The organism is Barnesiella sp. WM24, from assembly GCF_004570975.1.
In the GTDB taxonomy this organism is placed as follows: domain Bacteria; phylum Bacteroidota; class Bacteroidia; order Bacteroidales; family Muribaculaceae; genus Muribaculum.
This window is the reverse complement of the sequence record NZ_SPPC01000001.1, coordinates 134,047-158,525: the sequence shown is the minus strand read 5'-3', so window position 1 is coordinate 158,525 and position 24,479 is coordinate 134,047. Positions and strand designations below refer to the sequence as shown.

Sequence of the window (24,479 nt, the reverse complement as noted above, 5' to 3'; positions counted from 1 at the left end):
ATATCCTGTCTATTTCTTCTTAAAGATAATGAGTACAATTAGACCTGCAAATATAACATCAATAATATTCCATGTCAAGCGGTCAAGGGTGATTTTCAGGAAAGGCTGATATAATAAAGCTATAGCTCCAGCTGTAATAGCAAACGAAGTCATCCTTCGGTTATAGAAATGATATGCCCAGCATCCTGCAATGACGGCGGTTGCAAGACGAATGATTGTATAAAACCCGTAAGGAAGAGGAAGCAGACACAGAATTAACGCTATTGCTAAAACTACAGATGCTTTTTCTAAAGTAGAAAGATGTGAGATCAATTGAGTTTTCACGACTTTATAAGATATAATGTACGATTATCCCTTTTTCCATTGAAGAATTTGTCGAGAATACGAGAATATACGCCGTCAGGTGCTACTAAATCAAAAAGTGTCATTGAGGACTTTAACTTTTGAGCATCTAATTTTCCAAAAATGTCTTCTGGATTGTTTGTAGAGAGATTAAGAAGTTCATTTAGAATATCATTCATGTGAGCTGACAGAATAGGATTCTCTAGATATTTTCGAGCCTCATCTAATCCACTAATACCGTAATAATGCGCATTATATGATTGTCCCAAACCACGTAATTGAGGAAGAGTATATCAAATCCAATGTGATTCTTTTTTGCCATTACGTACTTCATAGAGAGCCGTTTTATACATACTCTCATGAGCTTTAACGAACCGACATACATCGTCAGTCAACTCATTTTCCCATTCAAAATGACGCAGTTTAACCATAAGTGTATTTGTTAAGATAGCGCACCGGGATAGCCCCGATGCGCTATCGGGGTTTCAAATTTTATTTCTTGAACAGTCTGTATATTTCTCTTACCCAAAGGACAAGCGATGATACTACTACGATGATTGCAAGGTCGAGTGCTCCCGAGGGATTGAAACTCCAGTCAAGGGTATGAAGCATCGGCTCTACGTTGAAGAACTCGTATGCAATCTCGGTAATAAACAGCTGACCGATAACTATAATGCCAACAATAGTCCAGAAGCCTTGGCTCATTTTCAGCTTGAACACGCTTTCGCCAGTCTCGAAGCTACGGGCATTGAACATATACCAGAAGTGTGTCCATACGAATATCGAGAACAAGAGCGTTGCTTCGTATGGTGTCATTTCCGCTGCAGAACCTATTGTGGTATGGAACATTTGCGGTATAGAGGTGACCTCTGCATGGTTGAAAAGCCAATAGAATCCAAGGGTGATGGCAAAGAAGATAAAGCCTACACTGCATAGCTCCCATAGCATCGGTTTTGAGAGAATGGAGGCTTCACGCTTACGGGGCTTTTCATCCATCACTCTCTGAGAGGGAGGAAGTGATGCAAGGGCCATTGCTCCGAAGGTATCCATGATGAGGTTTACCCAGAGCATCTGCGTAACGGTAAGGGGCGATTCTGTTCCCATGAATGATCCGAAAAGCACGAGGAAACAGGCTGCGACATTGACCGTGAGCTGGAACAGGAGGAAACGCTGGATATTCTTGTAGAGGGAGCGACCCCACATCACGGCACGACCGATTGAAGAGAATGAGTTGTCGATGATGGTGATGTCGGATGCTTCTTTGGCAACAGATGTGCCGTCGCCCATCGAAAGACCGACATGGGCGGTTTTGAGCGCAGGAGCGTCATTTGTTCCGTCTCCTGTTACGGCAACAACTTCGTTGTTGGCCTGCAGAGCCTCTACGAGACGCTTCTTGTCCATAGGTCGGGCGCGGGCAATGATTTTAAGTTCGCCCACACGCTCCTTTAGTTGCTTATCGGAAAGTTCGGCAAATTCCGTACCGGTGATGATATTGCGGTCAGTATCTGTCACATCGTTCCAAAGACCAATTTGACGACCGATTTCTTTTGCAGTTCCGGGAGTGTCACCGGTTACAATCTTAACTTTGATTCCGGCATCAATAACCTCAAAGACCGCGTCGGGCACGTCAATACGGACAGGGTCAGAGATTGCAACAATCCCAAGGAACGTCAGGTTATCGGCAACCACTTTGCCGTCAGCGATTGTTGCGTCCTTATCGTCAAGTTCCTGATATGCAAAGCCGAGAGTGCGCATTGCCTGATTCTGATATTCAAGCAGCTGTGCGTCAATTTCAGCCTTTGTAACCCCATGGGTGTTCTTGCACATACTGAATACTATTTCTGGAGCCCCTTTGATATAGAGGATGTTCTTTCCAGTCGCAGATTTTACGACAGTCGCCATATATTTACGTTCAGTAGTGAACGGCAGTTCTTCAAGTCGGGTTGCACCATTGCGCAGGTCAAGATAATTGGCGCCTCGCTCTTTGAGCCAAAGCAACAGAGCGCCTTCGGTAGGATTACCAAGCACTTGATGTTTGTCACCTGAGAGGTCGAGCTGTGCGGTCGAGTTTACTGCTATTCCTTCGTAGAGAACCTTGTCAGAGGGTTCACCGAAGAAATTGGTCTTGTAAACCTGCATCTGGTTCTGAGTCAGAGTACCGGTCTTATCGGTACAAATCACAGTTGTGGCACCCATTGTCTCACAGGCGTGCATCTTGCGGACAAGGTTGTTGGTCTTGAGCATACGGCTCATCGAGTATGCCAAAGAGAGTGTTACTGCCATCGGCAGACCTTCGGGCACTGCAACCACGATAAGGGTAACGGCAACCATCAGCGTCTTGAGCGTATGGGCAAGGAGGAGCGACCACATGGCACTGTCGGCACCGGAATTGAGCATTGAGAACGCTCCAATCACCATAGCAAAGAAGACGATGAAGAATCCTACGATTGTGAGAATACACTTGGCTTTTGACCAGTCTTCAAATTTCTTGATAACAAGCCAGAAAAACAGAGCCACGGGTATTACTAACGTCCATGCCTGCCATGCACCCCAACCGAGGAAGTGGATCAACTGACCGACGATTATGAGTCCGGCAAATATGTAACTTACATTGGTAATCCAGTCAGCAAGACCGTCAAGTTGCTCATTGAGAGGAGTCTTGACTGAGTCATCAATCTGAGCTTCCTCAAATACCTTGCCCATTTCGGTAGCATCGCCCACTTTGAGAACGCGCATTATGCCATGACCTTCCATGACCTTTGTACCACGCATTACATGGTTTGATGGATAGGTTGCATCCTTGTCAAAGTGTGCTTTGTCGGTGGTCTTGGCACAGAGAGGCTCTCCTGTAAGAGTTGATTCATCAACACTCAGCGTAACAGCATCAAGCAATTCTCCGTCGGCGGGTATCTCGTCACCGGTATTAAGAATTACTATGTCACCTACAACCACATCTTTTCTGGGGATAGTAGTCATAGAGCCGTTTCTCATCACCTCAACCAGCTCATCGTCATTTACCTGATTGAGAATCTTAAAGGCTTTGTTGGCTTTCTGCTCAAAGATGAAGGCAAGTGTTGTTGCAAGACCGATAGCGACAAAAATGCCGATTGGTTCAAAGAACACTTTCCAGTCCTGACCAAGTCCGAAAAACTCATAAAATGAGATTCCGATGGACAACACACCTGCGACCAACAGGATAATAATCAGCGGATCGGAGAATTTATCTAAAAACTCTTTCCACCAAGGGTCTTGTTCTGGAGGCGTCAGAATATTGACGCCATTCTTTCTGCGGCTCTCCAACACTTCCGCGTCGGTCAAGCCAGTATAAGTGTGATTATTTGGCATATAATATTGAAGTATTGTTTAAGAAATAGGGTGAAGAAGCCAAGTAAACTCAACCTCTTCACCCCAAAGGATACGTCAGGCTGCGTCAAAATGCGCCTTCTCGTTTCAGTTCATTAACACGGCGTTGAATAGCTTCGTAATGCTTACCAAGCTTATCCTTACGCTCTTGTCCAATGCCATACTCGCCACGAATAACTTTTATAGCTTCTGCCTCAACGTCATTGGAAACGACAGATGGAGCATTGTTAGTGGCAACATTATTAGTGGTTTGGGGAGCGGCAGGGGTGGTCTCTTGAGTATTTACAACAGCCTCTGATGGATTAGAACTTTCGTCATTATTGGCGTTTTCTTCTACAGCATCTCCTCCGGAAAGAATTTCTGCTTCATTGGACACTTCCTCAGTATTTTCAGCGGGTGTTGTTACCTCCTCAATAGTTTCTTTCTCAACTATAGGTGAGGATTCTGTTGATTTACCGGGAAGCAACCACCAAATCAGAAGAATGATAACAATTATAGCCAGTATTACCCAAAGCCACTTGCCATTCTTTTTCTCTTCTGGTTCGGGGGTCGGGTTAACTGAATTAACCGAATCTGTTGGTTGTGGTTGTGCTACAGGAGCAACAACCGGTTCATCGTCATCCTTAGAGAGGTCGAATTTACGTTTCCCACCCTTTGAAATGTCGAATCCGTGGTCAGTTCCTTTATTTAATTGAAACTTACTTTTGTCTTGTTTTGCCATAATGAATGAATTTTATTCTTCTGTATACATGTCAACAAGAGTCTGCAAGCCACCGTTATAACCATTGCCGACTGCTTCAAACTCCCATTCGCCCTCATCATTGATTATAAAGCGAGCGGCAACGAGTGCATCTTCGGATTTATAATCTTTGCTGAGTTCGTAGAAACATAGTGCCTCGCCGGATTCTTCATCGATAACAGTAATCTTGGCGTTTTCAACCTCGCCAAATGTCTCGACATTATCATCATTGGGGACGTATACGGTTGCGGGAATTGCAACTTCTTGCACTTCAGGAGCGATCTTGCCAAGGCAGATATTGATAGTTTCAATACCTCCTTCCATCTCGTCTTTTGCTCCGAGGACTGCTCCGTCGGCACTCATGGGACGAGTAGAATCAAGATAGTTTTTCTTATTACCAAATTTGGCGCGATCGAACTTTTCAGTACGATTTACAGAGTTGTAGAATACGAAACCCTCGTCATTAACAATGATTCCGTCAAGGTTCAGAAGCCAAGCTTGCGTGTCTAAATCCCCTTTTTGCCATGTAAGCTCGACACGGATGTTGTCGAGGCCAAGACTTTTCGATAGGGCAAATCTATCGCCACCATCGAGTTTTTTGAGGTTGAATTTACCCATAGCTTACTTTACTGGTACATGTCAACAAGGGTTTGAAGCCCACCATCGTAGCCTTTGCCTATAGCCTCAAACTCCCAGTCTCCATCTTCGTTAAGAACGAGAGCACCGGCAACTACAGCTGTCTCAGATGAGAAGTGCTCTTTGAGATTGTAGGAACACAGTTCTTCGCCAGTTTCTTCGTTTGTGATAACGATTTGAGGATCTCGAACATTCTTGAATGTTGTTTTACCTTCCTCATCGTAAATGGTTACGCAGAAGACTATTTCTGTGATTTCGGGACGAACCTTGGAAAGGTCAACGTGCATGGTTTCGCCGGCTTCCTCGCCGCCATCATCCTCTCCATCACCAAGGTCATCAGCGGAACCCACTACTGAGCCATCGAAGCTGACAGGGACTGTGTTGTCACGCCAGTTTTTCTTGCTGCCGAATTTTGTGCGGTCGTAAGCTTCGGAACGGTTGTTGGACTTGTAATAAACAAAGTCAGCATCTTCGGTTATTACACCATCATCGTTAAGGAGGAACGCGGATGCATCAAGGTCTGCACCTGATTTCCAATTCAGGTCAACCTGAATTGCTGAAAGCTCATCACCTTTGCCGAGTGAGAACTTTTCACCTTTTGAAAGGTCGAATTTTTTTGCCATTGTTGTTGATATTATATGATTATATTTTTCGGTAGTCTGCAAGCAGTTTTTTATATTCAGAAGAATTGAGACCAGCTTTTTCGCATAAATCTATATATTCTTCAATCTCTTTGATGATACGGGAAATTTGTTCGCGATTTTTTGATTTTCTATATTCTTCGATAGCGGCTTTCCTTAATTCCACGCCTTTTTGAGAACGTATTATGTCAGAAAGTATACGAGCCATAACGTTGTTGTTTTGGCTCCTATACCAATCGCGAGCTTCCTTGAGTTTACCTTGTGCTATTAAAGAATCTCCATCGTTATTCTTTTCTCTGGCGGATTCTTTATATTGCTTGGTCTGATTGTGAATTCTTCCATCAATAACGCGCCAGTCACCATTTCCGTTAGCCGCAGAAGCAACCCAAACCCATTTGCCGTTAGGGTGAATGTCACCATCTTTATGCCTGGATTTAGATCGCTTAGGTTCATCAGCGGCAATCAATGAAAGTTCGTTTTGAACGGAGCTAATAAGACTGTCTGTTCCTGGTTCCTTTTCCAAAGAATTGAGAAAACTTTGAAGAATGGAACGAGCATCAGATAAATTTCCCGACCTGACTTTTCCTTTCGCTGTAGCCTTAATCTCTCGCCATTGCCGTTCAAATGATTTAATTGAATTATGATTGACAACTGGTGCTTGAGTGATATTATATTTCGCAATTTCAGTAGAAATTTCTGCGATTACATTATCAACTCCTGATATGGCTTGACATTCAGAAAGAAAGTCCTTAAGCATCTGTAGTGCCATGTCGGGCTGTCCACCACGCTGCTTTCCATTGGCCTCGGCCTTAACCAGTCTCCATTTCTTTGAAATTTCCTTTATTTTAATTTGATTGTCGCTTTCCCGCGGAGGATTAACATCAACGGGAGATTCAACAATAATTGTCTCAGGTTCAAACATAGGAACTACTTCAGAGATAATGAGGTTCATCGTGTTATCTCGAAGTTTTTTATCTGTCCTAATAGTTTTTGAAAATCCGGGGCTAAGATTTTGTTCAAAATATGAATTACCGGCAACAATTCCACGCAGCAGAAGAAGAACCCTTGAACGATTTATAATTCCATTCTCTTTAAGGAATTGTTCCAAAGTGTCCTTTATAGATACTACGTCAGAATTTTGGATATAGTCTATTGTGTTCCTATTAAGGCTATAATGGTATTGCTGCCCGTCGGAAAGCAAGATTGTATCATTGACCAATGGCAGCGATGAACTTAAAAAGTCGGATGCAGCTTTACTTATTGCATCTTCTTCATCTGACTTTTGGAGCCATGGATTCTGACCTATAACCCTTTCCCATATCATCTTCTCAACATACTTCTTTCGCGGATCAATTCCTAAGTTTTCAAAACTTTTGACAATGGGAGCGAAATCATTATTCACACCGAATATAGAGAACGTTAAATCAGCACCTTCTGCCCAAGCGACCACGACTTTGTCGCAGACATATTCGTTAGATAAGGATTCATTAATATATCTATTTATATAACAATCATAATCAACGACTCTGACTCGATTATATCCGCTGTCCTTGAATAAACCATGAAGTAAGGCTCTTTCATTAGGCTTTATGTCTGACTCACATACAATTGTCAGAGGCATATTAGCCCGATTGTCGCTCAAAGAGCCAAATCTATTAAACAAGACATGACGGAAAAAATCTCGAAAAATAGATTCCGATGCATCTAGCAATAGATTCCTAATTGGACGAGTTTGACCTCCAATAGTATATGTGCTATCCTCCACTAATCGTTCAAAGTAATTATCGAAAGCGTTAGTGGTTCCAGAATGGGCTGCACGGACAGCATCATCCCCAATTACAATACCTGTATCGGAGCAATAGAAAGCCAATGGGGCGGGCCAATTTCCATTAGGGAGCGATACAAGTTTGTTCTCACCATCGCGTTGCCAGTATTCAAAGGAAATGCGATGGTGAGATATGGATATGATTATTTTATAGCTGTCTCCGTTCATCTTAATAGTCTCAACAACGTGTTTTCATAGAATTTCATACCCTCAAGGATAATGATAGGAGCAACGAAGCTGAAAGGTTTACCGCCCTCCTGTGCTTCTCGTCTTGCCGAACGGAATTCCGGCATATTCTGTACATAACCCGAAATGTTCATATCACGACAGGCGACCTCAAGCTCGGCTGGATTAACCGACCAATTAAAGAGTTGGCGAGCGGCTTGATAGAAGAAGCTACAAAATTCAGTGAATTTATCGGCTTGAGATTTAGTGTTATCGGCACGAAGACGTACACCAATTTGGCCAAGCATCGCAGGAGTAATGGAGTTGGTAAACTCTATTGGCCGAGGTATATTGTCATTACCGGTCAACTCAAATCCTGACTCTCCGATAATTTCGGAAGGCTGCTGAGTACGTGGACGCTGAAGAATGGTATCTCCCTTGGCTAAGCCTTTCGATACTTCATATTTGATATTAGTATCATGAAGCTGAGGCAGTTCAATATGTTGCCATCCAGCGAGGGTTTCCATTAGATGGTTTTTACCATATCCCATTACGAACATCTGTCCATAATATTGCTTAGCTGCTGCAGAATTAATGGTATTAAGCCATTGGAAAAGTCGGGAGCCTTTACCTGCAAACGTAACACGGACATTAGGTTTGCGACGAGCAGGCCATTCGGTCTCAGGAGTCTTATTCAGATCATCAATAAGTTTGTGTGCGACTTGCCCGGCATAGAACATCAAAAGACCGGTTACATACATGTTAACGCACATTAGCTGAGGACAATCAGCTGCAATGCGCCGATATAGATGTTCCAGTTGATTATCGTTAAGACGATTAACGATTTGATCGAAGAAGTATGGCGCTGTATGCTCATTGTATGTGTCATTACCGAAATTAAGTCCAACCATTTGGATTTTGTATTCGGCACAAATGGAGCTTAAAACCTTCTTGAATTGAGGAAATTTTGCAACAGATTGTGATACACGTTGAGCAGCAAAACGCAATGAATTTTGCTTTATCATAGTGACTCCATTCTTAAGGTAGAATAAAGCCGATATATCGGTGGTACTACCACCGACATCAAAGCAAAGATTTAAGACGTTGGTTTCAGTGCCATATTTCACCGAAATGAAATTGGCAACTGCTTCCGCTTCTGATAGGCTCGGATTTGAATTTGCATTCGTCATCGTGTATAGAGGCTCCGGATCATACGACACCTCTTTGTCCGGGTTATCGGGCATAAAATCCTCAGACGAGTTCTCTTCGGCAGGAGCTTTGTTTTCCAGTGCACCAAATCCAACATTATCATCGAAAGAGTTGTCACTGCCAAAATCTCCGCCGAAACTGCCTCCGAAGTCCGAGGAACCCTTACTTCCAAAACCGCCCCCGAAGGAAGAATCTATACTGCCGAAGCCGCCTCCGAAACCGCCACCAAAACCACTTTCGGAACCGGTTGATGTTTGCCCCACTGTACCAAACACCCCGGTACCAATATCGGTTCCTAACGAACGGGTATCAGTATAGCGGCTAACATTTAACTCGTATCTTTCGCCGTTTTCTTTCAAAACCGGTGAAATCGATTTTAGCGTCTCCCAAATACTCTGATATGAATACAGAAGTTGCCCCGCCATCGCAGATGGATAAGACCATTTTATGCTATTAGGTACTAAACCCTGGGCAAACAGCGTAGCATAAACTTGAAGCATAAGAGTCCGCAAGAATGCACTCTTATGAGCTTTATCATCATCGGTGTCCTCCCATTTCATATTATGGATTTGGGTAACTTCTCCAACCCCATTAGGATAGAACAAAGTGATTTTATTCTTTTCGGAATTGGAGAACGGAAGATTATCAGCAAAGCTTGGGAAACCGCCTACGACTTCACGCTCGTTCCTCATTTTGAGTGTTTCGCCAGTTTTAAGTGCAGGCAAGCGACGATTATCATGAATAGTCAACACGCTCTTGATAGCGTTTGACATAACGCTCGGACCTGCACCTTGAAAAAAGAAAACTTGATTCTCACGAGGGAATAACGGCTTCCCGGGAAGTTCATTCCCCATTAGTGAAACACGCTGATTCCCAAACGAAAATCCTTGTTCCTGAGTGCTGTCGCTCGAATATGCGATTGATGTATTGGTACTTCCAAAGTCAATTCCCAAACGGACAGGATTCAACGATGAGTGAGCACCGGGGCGCATCCAATCATGAGGTAAGTTCGCGCCTTGAGCAGAACTATAGTTTATGAGAAGATAGCCACCTTCGTTGCCGGTAGGAGAAAGAAGTCTTACCCCTTTGAACGGCTTGTTTGAGCGATATATCTCGTATTTGTAAGGGTTGTCTGCAACTGCTTCATCAGAAAGAACCAATAGCTCCGATTTGACAACCCTGTCTGGCGCAACTATTCTTCCGTCGCGACTTAGGAGAACAGGAGCTTGCTCTCTATCAACGACAATTCGGAAATAGTCGCCTTGCATATCACCGACGAATGGAAAAGCACGATATGACGTACTGGTGCCGTTGTGAGGCAGTTCGTTATACATAAAGTAGGCATTCCATTGTGGAGAAACGAAATTAGGCCAAATTAAAATATCCTTATTTTTGATTTCTCCATCGGAAGTATATACTTTCTTGAACTGTCTACGTATGCCAGAGTCAGTAACCAAAGTAAGGATTACTTCAAGGTTATCTGTGCGCACAGACGGGTCATATGTCGCTTTAAGGGTTGATGCAATTGCACTCGATGAGCCAGACATTCCAACCAAGGTGGCAACATTTTTTCCAAAAACGTTTAAGCCTTGAGCACTTAATGGAAGTGCAAAATATGCTTTGTCATGCATCCCCTTGACGTCGGCTGTCAGAACAAGAATTGGAAGATTCTTAAATTCTGTCGCACTAATATTTAAGTCAAGTTTGGCGATATGAGCATTATCTTCGAGCAAGAGATTTTTGGGATCGAATTCTACACCTCCGTTCATTTCTGTTTCCGAAATGACACCTTCAACGCCATTGAGAATATCCTTATGACAGAATAGTTTCTCAAAAGGTCCACCAAAAGCTGCACTCACAGGAGGAGTACTGCCAATAGAAAGTTCAAATCCATCTCTTGCAGCACGTTCTTCAATTTCTTGTTTCCAAGAGTTGAGTAAAGTGCGTATTGAGATATAATTAACACCTTCCCCGGCAGGAAGCGACTTATAATATTCCTCTGCTTCGCCTAATCCTTGCAGGATATGACTAACATAGGCATGTAAGGTCGCGACTTGCATGGGTTTCATTGATGATTTTAAAGGGTCAATGAATTTACCCGTTAAGACATCAATCCATGGGCGTTCATCTGATGCATCACATTTGTAGCCTGTGGATGTGAACAATAACGATTCAGGAGCAGTGGCACCGACAACCGTGTTCCTATATTTTATTACGTTAATAAACGGAGTCGCTGTCTGATTGTCAGTAAGATTTTGGTCGCACCAACGATTTCTACGGCGAAGAAGCATATTTCCAAATGCACCTTTAGGCTCGTAAACATTATTTGTTTTTGCGACATCTTTGCCATCGCTGTATGAGAGTGCGATTTTTCTTACGCTGATATGTGCATAATCGAGTGCCATACAAGCAATAAGACCTTTCCATTCGTCAACTAATTGACTATAATAGCCAACAAGATTATTCGTGGTAGTATCACCTCCACTTGTCGCAACATGGTCAAGCGCTGTTTTGAACAAGTCAACGCGAGCGAAAGCAGTCGGGATGCCGGACACGAGTTGACCGACATTTGTATGTTTGCTTAATTGTGGTGTGATTATATTTTTGATGAACACAGAGGTATTGCCCAACTCCTTCCATTTATTGAGATCACCAGAAGGAATGGCTGATGTGTTCACATCTATTGTAAGCGATTTTTCTGCCATAGTTATTCGTTAAAATGTTGAGCAATAGTAACCGCATTATACATTTGTGCGAGAAACTCCTCTTTAAGAGTTGTTGCTTGTGCCTCATCGGGGATTGTATCTTCACTCTTGAGTAGGCTTATAAGTGTATTGAAACGCCTGTCTGATGAAGAATTTAGCACAGCTACACCTGATTTGTCCCAGTGATGAGCTTCATCTGCGAAGATGGTTCCGGGGTCAATGTTATGTAGACCGTTGATGTCTGTAATAAATGCTTCAGGAGCAAAAATAAATTTCCCGGCACCTACTGATTTGAATACTTGGTATATCCACCCGAATACGACGCTGCTCTTAACGAATTTGTATCCAAATTCCTTGAGATACTCATCTATCTCGGCGCATTGTGCATCAGAAAGTTCGTTGAAATTAGTGAATTTTGCCGAGTCGAGATAATTAAGCAACTGAGCGGTTCCACAGGTGCCTTCGTGCGCACCTTCAAATTTTGACAATATAATGTGAGCCAAGGATAGTAAGGCTCCGAGTTTATTCTCGAATACTTCACCGCGTTCAGCCCCCACAAAACTTGCTCCAGACAATTGCATATTGCCATTGTCATCGACTGCAACTGTTCTAAAATCGTACTCGGCTTCGCCTATTTTTTCAAGCTTTGCACGATCTTCGTTAAAGAAGTCATATGCAGCAACTGCACACATCAACTCTGCAACATGACAATCGTTTCGCTGTTCATGCCCTCCTGTAACCACATTCCCGGATTTACCATCTGAATAGTTTATTTTCAAACTGCTCGGCCAGCCAATGTGGTACATACGCTTATAAGTCTTCTTTACGGTTGTATCATCATTATAGAAACTTAAAGCTGCTTGAGAGTTTAGAGCAAAATTATTGGCGTCAGCAATGATTTTATCTATAGTCAGTTGCTGAGTTGTAGGCGTTTTGAATGTGAAGTAGTCGGTTAAAAGAGTAGATCCGAAAAGAACTTTTTTCAGGTTTAACTCATTGTTACCGCCTGTAAGGATTTTAAGGGCTTCACTTATTGCGATAGGTATTACTGGTATAGATGAAGCGCCAGTTCCTCCAAATACACTTCCGAAAACAAATACTCGTGCGGTTGCAGCGTGTTTATTGAGAAGTTCAAGATATCTGGCAAGTTCTTTCTCTTGTGTCTTTACAGCATCTCCGCCTTTTTTGGCGTTTATTGCAGCTTCAATTATACCATGATACATGAGCATTGAGCCAAGATGAGTTTGTGCTCTGTATCCATGATCAAGTTTGAATTGCTGAACTGAATCTCGTTCAAACAGGAGGTCTGAAAGGTCTTGGTTGTCTTGTCGCTGTTCGTCGGTAAGATTTTTAGTTGATGCCAAAGCATGTAGGGTTTGCCTATTCGGTGAAGAATAGTCAGTAAAAAATCTATATAAGTTTAACTTGGCAGAGAAGAACGTATTACTGCGTTGTTCTCCACCCTGATTCGATGCGTCGTTTGTTTTAACTTTGTTGTAGAGCCCTATCAGACTCTCGACTCGATCCTTATTACCATTATTTTGGTCGGTATCAAGAGTAAGAATCTCAATGGTATGGTTATCAAATAGTCCGGCCGCGCATAAATGCACGAAAGATTCAAGGCACCTCATTCCGGTACCGCCGATGGATATTAGGAATACTTTATCGTTCATTTATTTCTCTTTGTGCGTTAGAACCACGTGCCAACTTTAGAGTTGGGGAAAAGTTTGCTGACAACAAAACCGATGAGAATGTAAACAACAACACAAACACCGGCAGCTATTCCTGAGTGCATGAAGTAATTGCTTTGTATGACCGGAACTGTAATGCCTTCGCCAATGGCGAAGTTGATTATAAATCCAACGACACCAGTTGCAACACACAGTACCCAAAAACAAATTCTGCGAGTTGTGGTTCCTGGATTGTTTGGTTTAAACAGAATGAGGTTTGAGATTATCACGGCGAGCAGAAAAAATGACACCATGATTACGATTGCCCACATATAGGCAGATGTGATTGATACTTGTTCCATATGGTAAGTGTTTTATTTATTCAGATATGGTTTTTATATAATATGTATAAAGAATACGACCTTGAGGATTTGATGAACCTGCGGTCAATGTTTCTTTAATAGAATTGGCTAACGATGGATTCCCGGGCCAGCCAAAGAAGTTGTTTACTTCAGCTATATTTGGAGTGGCTTTTGAGATGACAATGTTGGCTCTAAATAGATTTGTGGGATTGATGCCCCCGATAAATGTGCCATTAAAAAGATTGTCAAAATCAACAGTTATTTCTTTCCAGCCAATAGGCAAACCTTTACCATCATGCATTGATGCTGTAAGGAACATATTAACTTCGGGCTTATCAATTCGTTCTATTTCTTCTATTTTTATAGAGTCTCCTTTCGCTGAAATTGTCATCATGGTTTCACACATATCAAAAACGCGGACTTCTACATTTTCAATATTGAAACCGTTTTGAGCTCCGAAATCAATATACAAGTCACTTAACAGATGGTCATATTTGATGTCATCTGGAATTCCGGCTTCCTGCATACGTTTGGCATTAGCAATGGCATCAGTCCAATTTACACCAAGTGGATAGTATTCTGCGTATGCGCCAAGAGATATGTCTAAGGGTGCGAACTGACCGGGAGCTCCATTTTCAGTGGCATAAGGTTTGGCATAACTTATGTAGTCATTAGATCCTCCATTTTCCATTACAGCTGTTACAACATCGACACCATCGTTATTATGGTAGTTACCCCCTTGTTTTAAGGATATATATTGCGTACTGGTAGGATAAGCAAAATTGCGGCTCCCGAGAACGTATCTCTCGGTATTAGGAGCCGTCATAATAACTGCATTTGTAACTAATGAATTTAGCCGATTGGCATTATCATCAAATACAGCCAAGAACATATGCTTGGCTTTCCCTTTTTCCACAAAGTCCCATTTGTAAAAGGTTATGTTATTACCATTAGCAAGCCATGTAATGAAATATTTTTTTGCGTAAGCGGCTTGTTCTATAACCTGCCCCTTATATTCTTCAAAATCGGTCATAAGGAGTGCCGGTTGGTTCTCGGATATTATTTTTTGCAATGTGGCTTCAATCGGAGCTTTCTGTTTATCATAGCTGTTACGATTAAGCATATAATTATAAAGTTGCGTATGAGAATAATCCAATGGAGTTATTTTCTCATCAGCTAATCCATAGAACTTGATAGCTTGGTTTGCTGCAAGTTTATTTATAATTGCTTGAAGCATCTCCTTGCTTCCAGGGGTAGAGTATGCGTAATTCATGCCGTCTGACATATCAACATACACCGATGCGCCATCATTCAGCAAATGCACGTTCTGAGTCATCTCGACGTACTTGTCAAGCTGGGAGCGTTGAAATGTATATGAAGGAGTTCTTGTGAGGAACCAGACCAAGAGACCAATGATTGCTATTACACAGATTGAGCCTCCAATGATTAAAAATCTTGAAGTTGAACTATTCTTTTTGCCATTGCGAGAACGGCGAGATGAAGAAGTATGTGATGACCTGCGAGCCACGACTGGTTTATTGTTTTGTGCTCTATAGACATCTCCTGATTCGAGCGGGTACGAAAAAAGCGTGAGTTGTCTGTACTTGTTGCTCGTCCCACTATCGGAGGCTTCTCGCATTGCCTATTGGAGTTGGACGGCAACGCAGAAGCCCACGCTTGAATATGTGTCAAGTGTATTCAGCGATAGCTCCTCACGGAGTACACTGCTGAATACAATATAATACATATCCACGGGCATCTACCGTTGCTTCATCCCTGACTCCAATGTGAATTTTGCGAGAATTCCCGATAGTCAAGAATCAAGCGTCGAGTAAACGCTTTATATTATGTCTCTGCATCCCGCCTCTCTAAACCCCAGACCGGGGCTCCTGCGATGCGGTCTGCAACTGCAAATGTAATACGAAATTTTAATCTAACAAAGAAATATGTTGAGAAACATATAGTCTTCAGCTCTAAGGAGCGTAAAATTATTTATAAAACAGAAGTTGTAGCTGAGGAACTGCGTGCTGACGGCAATTATTGGATTGAAACTCCGCCAATGCACATGACTTGGAGATTAAAGGCGATAGAGGAATATACAGGAGAGAAACTTGATGAATCAGTTTTGAAATTACATGGCTTCAAAGGAGGTAAAAGTCTTCAACATCCGATGTGTAACAATCCTGAGTTGTTTGCTTATATCGAATCTCAATTTGAGAAATAATGAACTACATCGAAACAGGCCGATTGATTCTTCGCTCGTGGAAGCAGGGGGATTTACCTTTGTTCGCCAATATGAACAAGGATTCACGTGTTATGCGCTATTTCCCGGCAACACTGAGTGATGCTGAGGCAGAGGCTTTCTACAATCGTATTCAGAATGAGTTTGACTTTAAAGGCTGGGGATTATATGCAGTGGAAATAAAATCCACAGGTGAGTTTATCGGATATGTTGGACTGCATGAAATAGGTTTTGATGCCGACTTCACTCCAGGCGTTGAAATAGGGTGGCGTCTTGCCGCTGATTATCACAATCAGGGATATGCAACCGAAGCCGCCAAAGCTGTGCTGAGTCTGGCAAAGATTGCGGGAATTGAAAGGCTGTTTTCTTTCACCTCCAAGATAAATGCCACGTCAGAGCGTGTGATGCAGAAGATTGGAATGGTAAAGGCCGGAGAGTTCAGGCATCCTAATCTGTCTGATGATTCTCCGCTGTGTGTTCATGTGCTTTATAAGCTTGATTTATAACAAAAGGGCGAATAACCATGACAAAAGTCGCGGCTATTCGCCGATACTATACCGGAAAGTTCCCTTATTATTTCCTATTCTTCTTTTTAGCTGCCTCTAATTTGGCTTTAACCTCTTCCTCAGCCAGTCTCTTGGGAATAATGTCGAGATTAATGGTCTTATAGCGTTTATAATGCTCGAAAAGATAATTCATTTCTTTGGCAGAGAGTAAAGGAATGCGGTCTTTCCCCGGATTCCTATCGGCAAGTTTCGCAATAATAGTTCCCACCTGCACGGTGCCGAAACTTTCAGCAAATACATTCTTGATGAATAAGGCGATGTTTTCGCCTTTCAGTTTCAGGAATTTCCCGACATTATAGCCAAGATGTTTCAAGTCTTCTTTTGACAGGTGATTGCTCCGTAGCTGAACAGCATCGAACTGGGCTAACGGATTGACTGTCCAAATTTTCGCATTATTGTGTAGTTTGTCCAGTTCGTGAGACTCCATGAACTGTTCCATCGTATGTGTGATATATGCACAGATAAACGACACTTGTTCAAGATTATATAGTTCTTCGTGACGTTTTAGTTCGTTAAACGCCTCATCACATCGCTGCTTTCGTGTCATTATCTCCTCATGCGATTCGATATTGTCTTTATGTTTCTCATAAAAATCACAAATTGGACCCATGTCCTCAAGATAATACACCGACCCATCTGGAGTAACGTAAACCTCTTGCTCTGTTTCCTCTATCAAAGTGGACCCATCCGGATTCTTGTGGACATCCTGAATGCATACCGATGAGAAGAAACCTACATCTTCATCATATTCCCGCTTCTTTTGAATGCGGGTAACTCCATGCTCATGGTCATAACGCTCCTCATCAGTCATAGAGTCAAGATATACGTTGTATGCTTCCTCAAGTTCAGCATCATAGTCTCTCGAATCATTATATGATTTCTCAATCATAATCTCATCGTCAGATAATTCCATGCCTACATAAGCCTCTTCTCCATCAGGGAAACGTATATGACGCATATCGTCTACAATTTCCAATACCTCAAACGGTCGGTTTTCATTCATGGGAATGGCGACTTTCGATTCTCCTTTGCTCTCTGCTACACAAGCAGTTTCTTGAATCGGCTCTGAGCATTGTTCCTGTATTTCTTGTACATCTGTCGTGGATACCGAGACCTTTTCACCGGTCGGAGTCTCGGCAATAGCCATGACTTCACGGCGGCGAAAAAGAGCCGAAAGGCGGTTGAACACGTCTTCGATTACCGATTGGAAACCGCAATAAAGACCGATTGAGAGGACAAAGAAAACGGCAAAGAGTACATTGCCGGTAAATAGGTCGGTGCCAAAACGGTGAATGGCGGCATGTCTGCCAAGCAGAGCCATAATGCCGCATCCGGCAACTACTGCACTCCAGATAATCATTTTGTCCCTGGTAGGGGGAAGTGTGTTCCTCAATCGCGGGGGCATCTCTGTCATTTTTAGATGTATAAAAAGTGGAATTAAAATATTTTATCACCAATATAGACAATTTAACCCCGCGATTTGTTCATAAGAAACCAGATATTGGGGCTTTGTTAATCTTATAGCAATATATCATATCATGGCTAAAATCGGGCAATAATATTTATTATATGATATGTTAAGGGTATAAACACGACCAATCTTACCGTTGTCGTAAGGTTGGTCGTGGAAGATTATGAAGGTCAATTGGTTCTATAATAGTGGTAGCTCCGAAAGCATCTGTTTGAGGCGTATTGCCAGGCGAGGCATAGGCTCTGCCACTGTCAATGCCACAAGCTCTTTCTCGCGGGCAATGTCATTGATGAGGCGGACAACTTCCGTAAGTTTTAATCCTCCTTCGGGTCCGTCGGCTACTGCTGCAAGAATATCGGAAGGGTCCATAACGTCCATATCGAAGTGAATCATTACTTTCGATACATTGCTTTTGCGTAACCAGTCGATAATGGGTTCGCTATTGGACGCAAGCTCTGCTGGGGAAAAATGTGCTAAGCCAAAATCGTCCACTCGTTTTTCAATGTAAGGATATTCGCACTCCCTTAGTCCTGCGAGGCAGATTCGATCGAGAGAGACTTTAGCCGGAAGTTGTCTGATAATACTCTCATCACCTTTTCCCATGATAGCTGACAATGCCATTGCATGATACCCGGTATAATCATCGCCGGGCAATGTGATGTCGGGGTGGGCATCAACCCAAACCACCACTACATCATCACTGTATTTATCCGCCAGATATGTAAAGACGGGCACACTGACCGAACACTCTCCACCGAGAGTCACAACCTTATCCGGATTTGCAATCTTCAAGGTGTCAAGTGCCGCCTTTGTCTGTAATACAAGGGCATCACGGTCTAATACTCCGTCCTTAACAACTCTTTTTGAAATATCAGTAGATACAGGAACACGGAACGTCTCGCAATCCGATTTGGGAGCAAGAAATTCAAGCAGCATCGAGCCAAGGTAATATCCTCTTGAGGCATCATCCGGAGCTAATTGGGGAATCCACCGTGCAATATCAGCACCTTGCCACTGTGGATAAATCAACCTTATAGTTCTGTTTTCCATATTATTTAAGTTTGTATATTGTTTTTTTTGGAGGCGATTTTGGATGTTATTATAAAATAGTTAGCGATACCCGTCTGCCAAGTTCCTCAAAAATTCGGAAGAGGGTATTGAGCTGAACATCGGCTTTGCCGTTTTCAAGACGGGAGATATAGGTTTTCTTTGTGCCGATACGCTCTGCTAACTCTTGTTGTGTAAGTCCGGCTTTTTGCCTTTCCTCTTTCAAGGTGGTTGCTAAGCAAAATATTTGAGCATCCTTCTCAAACTCATTGCGGCTAGGCGTTCCTTTTTCGCCGTACTCCATATCAAGAAGTTCGTCGAAAGTTCAGCAATTCATTTTTCGGAGTCCTTTATTCTGTTCCATAATTCGTTATTATAATGCCAAAATTAACGAAAAAGTTTACCTTAGCGAAGTAATTTGTGAATTTAAGCCAACAATTTTGAAGTATTCCACTAATTTTTCGCAGATTATAATTATTTTTGCGTAGCTATTCAATATTTAGACAGTTTTTATGAAAAAGTACATTCTATTAAGTTTCTTTATCGCGTTGGGCTTGTTCGCTTCGGCTCAGAAATTTGAGCCGGAATGGGCAGGAGAAGTTGCAGTCTTAAAAGTTGACGGTGATACGCTCTCAATTCCAACTGAAAAATCAATCCCTCAAGTAAAAACATCTGCTTCCGCTGGTCGACTTCTAGTTGGCATAGGTAATATACGCAGAAAGGCCGTACTCAAAAATGGCAGAGCAACCACTCAAATTCCTCAGACAGGAACAATCACATTAGTTGTTAGATGCAAAGACAATGAGACAGACCCTACAACCTTTATACAATTAGTAAAGTTTGAGGAAAAGAAAAAAGAGCGTAAAACTGAATTAGCCAACGTAAATTGGCTGGGGAATGTTTCAGAAGGCAATATGGAGTATATAAACTTCAATGGAAAAAAATATGGTAAGTCATCATACATATTAACATTTCCGGCTCAAGAAGGAGAATATGGGGTTCGTGTTCTTAATCCCAATGACCGAGATGAAAAAACAACAGTGTTCTATTGTTTCGGTATACACCCCGAAAATTGTCTTAAATCTGAAAAGTCAGAACCAAAATATTTAGATCCTATGTACGAAAATTAACTGCACCTTTTCGCTAACCCCATAGAGTCCATAACTTCGATGCCGAATCAGCAAGTTATGGACTTTCATATTTTCTAATCAACTTGGTATGCCCTGTTCGAGTCAAACACTCAACAATGATATTGCAGCTTACGCTCTTGGCGTATGTTTGTCCTACAAATATATTGTTTACGCATGTTAAAGTTTATTTGATGGTGATTGAGTTGGCGGCATCGCGTTTCTTATAATTTATGACTTCGGCGTAGATCTGAGTCGTGACAACGTTTTTATGCGTAAGCATTTTGCTGACGGTGTAGATGTCAGTGCCGTTGGTAATCAGGAGTGTAGCGTAAGTGTGACGGAGTCCGTGAAAGGTGATTTTCTTCTTGATACCGGCATCTTTGAGGCATTTCTTGAACGGTTAGAGAGTGTCGGCACAGCTCAACCCTTTGAATCCCATCCCACGTCCATCTTCACCGCAATATGACAATGCTTCATCGCTCACGGCAATGTCGCCTGTGTCTTTGTCTTCTGTGTGCGGATGCGCATACAGTAGCCGCCATCGGGCGATAGCCCAATGCTCTCCGCAATGCAGAATGTCACTGCCGCTTCCGATGCAGAAGCGGTTAATTTATTGATATACAGATGGGTATAATTCTAATCCGTACAAGTGACGTGCATTTTCTACGTTTGTAAGTAGTTAACCGTCTGCTACTTAAATCGTTACAAGCCGCATTTGCCAAACCGACAACAGTGACTTAATGCAAATTTAGCTATAATAATCCGATTATCAAAGGGATATAGCAACTTTAACTTTTTGCGACATACAGATGCGCGTACAAAACCGGCGAAAATCAGCTTATCTTGAATCTCTACAATAATCACTCCGATTCTCTGATGAAGCGGGTGATTCGCTCGTTTACGATACGGGTGTAGTTGCGTTTCGCTTTGTCGGGGAGGAAGCTTTGGGCAATGAGTTTTATTGTGCCATCGGGTAGGGAGGTGTACTTGTTGAGGATTTTATTCATACGTCTTTTTACCAAGCCGATTTTGTTGCCGAATCGCTCGAAGTCGAGACGGCAGGGATGTCCGGTTTTATCAAACATGTCACTTTTCTCAATGTCGGGTGATAGTCCTCCGTCAAGTCCAAGATCATCTCCGTTCACATGAAGGCTGGTATTAAGAAGGTCGTATGCGGGAGCTAAGCGGTAATCTTGCCCATTAAGAATCAGTGAGAAATTTTTAAGGTGAGCATCGCCGTTTGCATAGATATAGTTGAATACGACTAATTCAAAGAATCGTTCCATATCAACCATCCATGCAGCGACGTTTGCCCGAATTGCCTTGGCAATATCCTCGTAGCTACCATTATATTTGAAATGAAGGCCGGCGGTCTGTTCGTTTTTGCCGACTAACGAAGCGAAATCTTCCATCGGCAGTTTTGAGCTGTCGGGCAGAATATCGAAACGGCGTGTGATATATACCGGCTGACCTTTGGATGTGAAACACAATCCATTAGCTGCTGTATGTATGCCATAGACCTGCGATGCTATCTGCATGGTCAGGTGCTCATTAGCTGGAATAAGTTTGCGATCACGAAGCGTTTTATCCCAAGGTGCAGGTTTCAGGATATGAGTAGAGCGTTCATCGTCCCCCGCAATTCTGATTTCGCCCGATTTAATTATTGCAGGGAATTTTTCTTGCACACCGGAGACAGAAATACGGTGCATCGCATCGGCAATCTCACCGGCATTTCTAAATTCATCAATATCAAAATTGAGAATAGAATTTACCTTTACTCCGTTAAAGAGCATTTTTGTCGCTTTGGGGCTATATGTATTAAAGCCATCTAAAAGTAGGGACGGACAGTTTTTTATTTCAGTCATTGTTAATTCTCCTTATATTTACTGCTCCGATGAAGTCTTTGTCGGCCATAGCTTCAAGAATCCCGAAAAAATCATTCTCATCAATTCTTAGCGAACGGCATATAACCCGTCGATTGGCTCCTTCAGGAACCATATTAGAAAAAAATGGGAAAAGATGCTCGGAATTGAATGCGGTGCTTTGCTTGGGTAAAGTCGCTGAAATCGGAGGCAATGCGGAATTTATATAGTCTTCTTTGTACTGGAACGTATAGTCTGCACCGGGATATTTTTCAGTAAGTATTCCGGCTTCTGTATCATTGTAATATACTGCTAATTCTCTCATCTGTCAACGGTAATTATATAGTCTGTCGTACCTTATAATCTATCTCAATACCAAGCACTTCAAGAATCTTCTTTACGGTGTTTAGTGCAGGATTTCCCTTGCCACGCTCAATATCCTTGATTGTGGCAACTCCGACCTGCGCCATTTCAGCGAGATCCTGTTGTGTGAGGGATAGGATTTCCCTACGTTGCTTCATGATATCTTTAAGCTCCATAGTATGACATAGTAAACTTTTGTGCAAATATAGCAAGAAATCCTGACGCAACCAAATAAGAGTATGATAAAGCATACTTTCATTAATACAATTGCCCAGTAAAAGTCTTTGGAACGAATAGAGTATTATATGTTGTACTTTTATGAACGAGATTAGGCGTAAAGTATTCATATTCTAAAAATAATTTGGTTGAATTGTGAAAAAGTATTAACTTTGTGCCCACAAATTCTGAAACAGATGTTTAGGCAGCACTATAATACAGCAACTACAACAGCCATTCAGAGCTTAAAACGCTCCGAAAGCATACCTTGTGTGCTGTCAGCAAATACAACATCATTACGCGGATATTCCCGACTGCGTTGTTTCAGTGGCTCTACCGAGATAAATTAATCGTCAAAACAGACGAACTGAAATACACCAACTGTCGGAAAGTCTTTACCACGCTTCCCGACAGTTGTTTTTTTGTGTCCATACTGGTATAACCTTCTCCACCACGATTAGCTGCGGACACAGTAAGTACCAACGTTTCAACAACTAAACAAAAAATGTATGAAAATCCAATACGCATCTGATTTACATCTGGAGTTTCATGAAAACAGCAGATGGCTCAAAGGTAATCCCTTACTGCCCGTCGGCGACATACTCGTTCTTGCCGGTGACATCGGTTATCTCGGAGATGAAAACTACGAACGGCATCCGTTCTGGGATTGGTGTGCCGAGAACTTCCGGCAAACTGTAGTCATTCCAGGAAATCATGAACTCTACAAAAGTTTCGACATCAACGAGCTTTATGAAGGTTGGCAACTCAATATTCGCCCGAATGTAAAGGCAGTCTATAACTGCGTTATTACCATCTCTAAGGATATAGAGCTTATAGCATCTACTCTTTGGGCAAAGATTCCTCCCCACGAGGAATTCCAGACGGTACGAGGTGTAACCGATTTCCATAGAATACGCAACGGACAGTTCCGACTTTCTGCACAACGTTTCAATCAGGAACATGAAATGTGCCGCGAATTCATTGAGCGGAGTGTTGCTGAAAGCAACGCTCAACACGTGATTGTCGCAACTCACCACGTGCCTTCTTTTGCGCTGATGGCTGATGAGTTCAAAAGAAGTCCAATCAACGGCGCATTCACCGTGGAATTGGGCAACTATATAGCCGACAGCCGTATAGACTATTGGATATATGGTCATTCACATCGAAACATAAACAAAATAATAGGCAATACCCGGTGTATCTGCAATCAGCTTGGCTACACATTTCACGGAGAGCAAACCAGTTTCCGCCGGGATGCCATAATAGAAATCGAAGACAATGAACTATAAATTTGATGGTGATAAGGTGCTCTTCACGTCTGACACCCATTTCAATCATACCAATATCATCCAATATTGTCAGCGTCCTTTCAAAAGCACTGATGAGATGAACGAGGCGATGATAGACAACTGGAATAGTGTTGTCGGTGAAGACGATACAGTGTTCCACCTCGGAGACTTTTGCCTTGGAGGCACAGCCGAATGGAATAAAATACTTAATCGACTCAACGGCAAGATTTATCTGATTCTCGGCAATCACGACCTCAAGAACATCAGGCAGGGCTTTATCGAACGCTTTGAACACGTTGCAATGGCAATGCGCATAGAGATAGGGAAAAAGAAAATCTACCTCAGCCACTATCCCTACCTGTGTTTTGATGGAGGGTACAAGGATGACGTGTGGCAGTTGTTCGGACACGTTCACACTCGCCCCTCCAACACCGGAATAGATGCTGGTCGTCTCCAGTATCTTTATCCGACTCAACTTGATGTCGGAGTTGACAACAATAATTTCACTCCACTCTCATTCGAGCAAGTCAGGGCAAAAATCCTGAAACAGCTCGAAATAGCAAGGAAGTAAATCTGAAAAACGCTTCAAAACTACAGACTTCAGTATTTTACTCAAAGAAACGTCTATATCACGAT

The 24,479-nt window shown here is 42.4% G+C and carries 22 protein-coding genes and 1 pseudogene; 5 read left to right on the top strand and 18 right to left on the bottom strand.

Going from position 1 to position 24,479, the window contains the following annotated elements:
• Positions 1-9: 9 nt before the first annotated feature.
• The 11 genes and pseudogenes from E4T81_RS00700 to E4T81_RS00645 form a co-directional block, all read right to left on the bottom strand.
• A complete protein-coding gene (locus E4T81_RS00700) occupies positions 10-324 on the bottom strand; it encodes a DUF6804 family protein (RefSeq protein WP_135040554.1) in 315 nt (104 codons plus the stop codon).
• Positions 321-773 (bottom strand): annotated as a pseudogene (locus tag E4T81_RS16045) (DUF1810 domain-containing protein). The gene E4T81_RS00700 and the pseudogene E4T81_RS16045 overlap by 4 nt, the downstream one beginning before the upstream one ends.
• 61 nt (positions 774-834) lie before the next feature.
• Positions 835-3,687, bottom strand: a complete 2,853-nt coding sequence (locus E4T81_RS00685; RefSeq protein WP_135040548.1) for a cation-translocating P-type ATPase — start codon at positions 3,685-3,687, stop codon at positions 835-837.
• A gap of 85 nt (positions 3,688-3,772) precedes the next feature.
• Positions 3,773-4,426, bottom strand: coding sequence for a hypothetical protein (locus tag E4T81_RS00680; RefSeq protein ID WP_135040546.1), 654 nt, complete (start codon positions 4,424-4,426; stop codon positions 3,773-3,775).
• A 12-nt stretch (positions 4,427-4,438) separates the two neighbouring features.
• A complete protein-coding gene (locus E4T81_RS00675) occupies positions 4,439-5,062 on the bottom strand; it encodes a TerD family protein (RefSeq protein ID WP_135040544.1) in 624 nt (207 codons plus the stop codon).
• Between the two features lie 8 nt (positions 5,063-5,070).
• Positions 5,071-5,703, bottom strand: a complete 633-nt coding sequence (locus tag E4T81_RS00670; RefSeq protein WP_135040542.1) for a TerD family protein — start codon at positions 5,701-5,703, stop codon at positions 5,071-5,073.
• A 19-nt stretch (positions 5,704-5,722) separates the two neighbouring features.
• Complete coding sequence (locus E4T81_RS00665; protein WP_135040540.1) at positions 5,723-7,714, bottom strand: hypothetical protein; 1,992 nt, start codon at positions 7,712-7,714, stop codon at positions 5,723-5,725.
• Positions 7,711-11,625 carry a hypothetical protein gene (locus E4T81_RS00660; RefSeq protein WP_135040538.1) on the bottom strand — a complete coding sequence of 1,305 codons (3,915 nt, stop codon included), beginning with the start codon at positions 11,623-11,625 and terminating at the stop codon, positions 7,711-7,713. The genes E4T81_RS00665 and E4T81_RS00660 overlap by 4 nt, the downstream gene beginning before the upstream one ends.
• A gap of 2 nt (positions 11,626-11,627) precedes the next feature.
• Positions 11,628-13,298: a hypothetical protein gene (locus E4T81_RS00655; RefSeq protein WP_135040536.1), complete on the bottom strand. Its 1,671-nt coding sequence runs from the start codon at positions 13,296-13,298 to the stop codon at positions 11,628-11,630.
• A gap of 17 nt (positions 13,299-13,315) precedes the next feature.
• Positions 13,316-13,657 carry a hypothetical protein gene (locus tag E4T81_RS00650; protein WP_135040534.1) on the bottom strand — a complete coding sequence of 114 codons (342 nt, stop codon included), beginning with the start codon at positions 13,655-13,657 and terminating at the stop codon, positions 13,316-13,318.
• 16 nt (positions 13,658-13,673) lie between these two features.
• Positions 13,674-14,993 (bottom strand): hypothetical protein, encoded by a 1,320-nt coding sequence (locus E4T81_RS00645; protein ID WP_135040531.1) that lies wholly within the window; start codon positions 14,991-14,993, stop codon positions 13,674-13,676.
• Between the two features lie 558 nt (positions 14,994-15,551).
• Between E4T81_RS00645 and E4T81_RS00640 the strand changes: the two genes are divergently transcribed.
• On the top strand, positions 15,552-15,881 hold the full coding sequence (locus E4T81_RS00640; RefSeq protein ID WP_135040529.1) for a hypothetical protein: 330 nt from the start codon (positions 15,552-15,554) through the stop codon (positions 15,879-15,881).
• A complete protein-coding gene (locus E4T81_RS00635; RefSeq protein WP_245206979.1) occupies positions 15,878-16,405 on the top strand; it encodes a GNAT family N-acetyltransferase in 528 nt (175 codons plus the stop codon). Before E4T81_RS00640 ends, E4T81_RS00635 begins: the two co-directional genes overlap by 4 nt.
• 67 nt (positions 16,406-16,472) lie before the next feature.
• Here the strand turns inward: E4T81_RS00635 and E4T81_RS00630 are convergent, their stop codons facing one another.
• The 3 genes from E4T81_RS00630 to E4T81_RS00620 all read right to left on the bottom strand — a co-directional run bounded on the left by E4T81_RS00630 (position 16,473) and on the right by E4T81_RS00620 (position 19,287).
• Positions 16,473-17,825, bottom strand: coding sequence for a hypothetical protein (locus tag E4T81_RS00630; protein WP_135040524.1), 1,353 nt, complete (start codon positions 17,823-17,825; stop codon positions 16,473-16,475).
• A 291-nt stretch (positions 17,826-18,116) separates the two neighbouring features.
• Positions 18,117-18,986 (bottom strand): arginase family protein, encoded by an 870-nt coding sequence (locus E4T81_RS00625; protein ID WP_135040523.1) that lies wholly within the window; start codon positions 18,984-18,986, stop codon positions 18,117-18,119.
• A gap of 49 nt (positions 18,987-19,035) precedes the next feature.
• Positions 19,036-19,287: a helix-turn-helix domain-containing protein gene (locus E4T81_RS00620; protein WP_135040521.1), complete on the bottom strand. Its 252-nt coding sequence runs from the start codon at positions 19,285-19,287 to the stop codon at positions 19,036-19,038.
• 208 nt (positions 19,288-19,495) lie between these two features.
• Between E4T81_RS00620 and E4T81_RS00615 the strand changes: the two genes are divergently transcribed.
• Positions 19,496-20,113: a hypothetical protein gene (locus E4T81_RS00615; RefSeq protein WP_135040519.1), complete on the top strand. Its 618-nt coding sequence runs from the start codon at positions 19,496-19,498 to the stop codon at positions 20,111-20,113.
• Between the two features lie 184 nt (positions 20,114-20,297).
• Here E4T81_RS00615 and E4T81_RS16040 read toward each other — a convergent pair whose 3' ends face one another.
• From E4T81_RS16040 to E4T81_RS00595, 4 genes are all read right to left on the bottom strand, one after another.
• Entirely contained in the window at positions 20,298-20,471 is a 174-nt protein-coding gene (locus E4T81_RS16040) for a tyrosine-type recombinase/integrase (RefSeq protein ID WP_371683025.1), read from the bottom strand.
• 502 nt (positions 20,472-20,973) lie between these two features.
• Complete coding sequence (locus tag E4T81_RS00605; protein ID WP_135040517.1) at positions 20,974-21,978, bottom strand: HipA domain-containing protein; 1,005 nt, start codon at positions 21,976-21,978, stop codon at positions 20,974-20,976.
• A complete protein-coding gene (locus tag E4T81_RS00600; protein WP_123618267.1) occupies positions 21,971-22,300 on the bottom strand; it encodes a HipA N-terminal domain-containing protein in 330 nt (109 codons plus the stop codon). The genes E4T81_RS00605 and E4T81_RS00600 overlap by 8 nt, the downstream gene beginning before the upstream one ends.
• 13 nt (positions 22,301-22,313) lie before the next feature.
• The gene (locus E4T81_RS00595; RefSeq protein ID WP_135040515.1) at positions 22,314-22,514 is read right to left on the bottom strand and encodes a helix-turn-helix domain-containing protein; all 201 of its coding nucleotides are present in this window, start codon (positions 22,512-22,514) and stop codon (positions 22,314-22,316) included.
• Between the two features lie 549 nt (positions 22,515-23,063).
• Between E4T81_RS00595 and E4T81_RS00590 the strand changes: the two genes are divergently transcribed.
• Entirely contained in the window at positions 23,064-23,843 is a 780-nt protein-coding gene (locus tag E4T81_RS00590; protein ID WP_135040513.1) for a metallophosphoesterase, read from the top strand.
• On the top strand, positions 23,833-24,414 hold the full coding sequence (locus E4T81_RS00585; RefSeq protein WP_135040511.1) for a metallophosphoesterase: 582 nt from the start codon (positions 23,833-23,835) through the stop codon (positions 24,412-24,414). Before E4T81_RS00590 ends, E4T81_RS00585 begins: the two co-directional genes overlap by 11 nt.
• Positions 24,415-24,479: the final 65 nt, after the last annotated feature.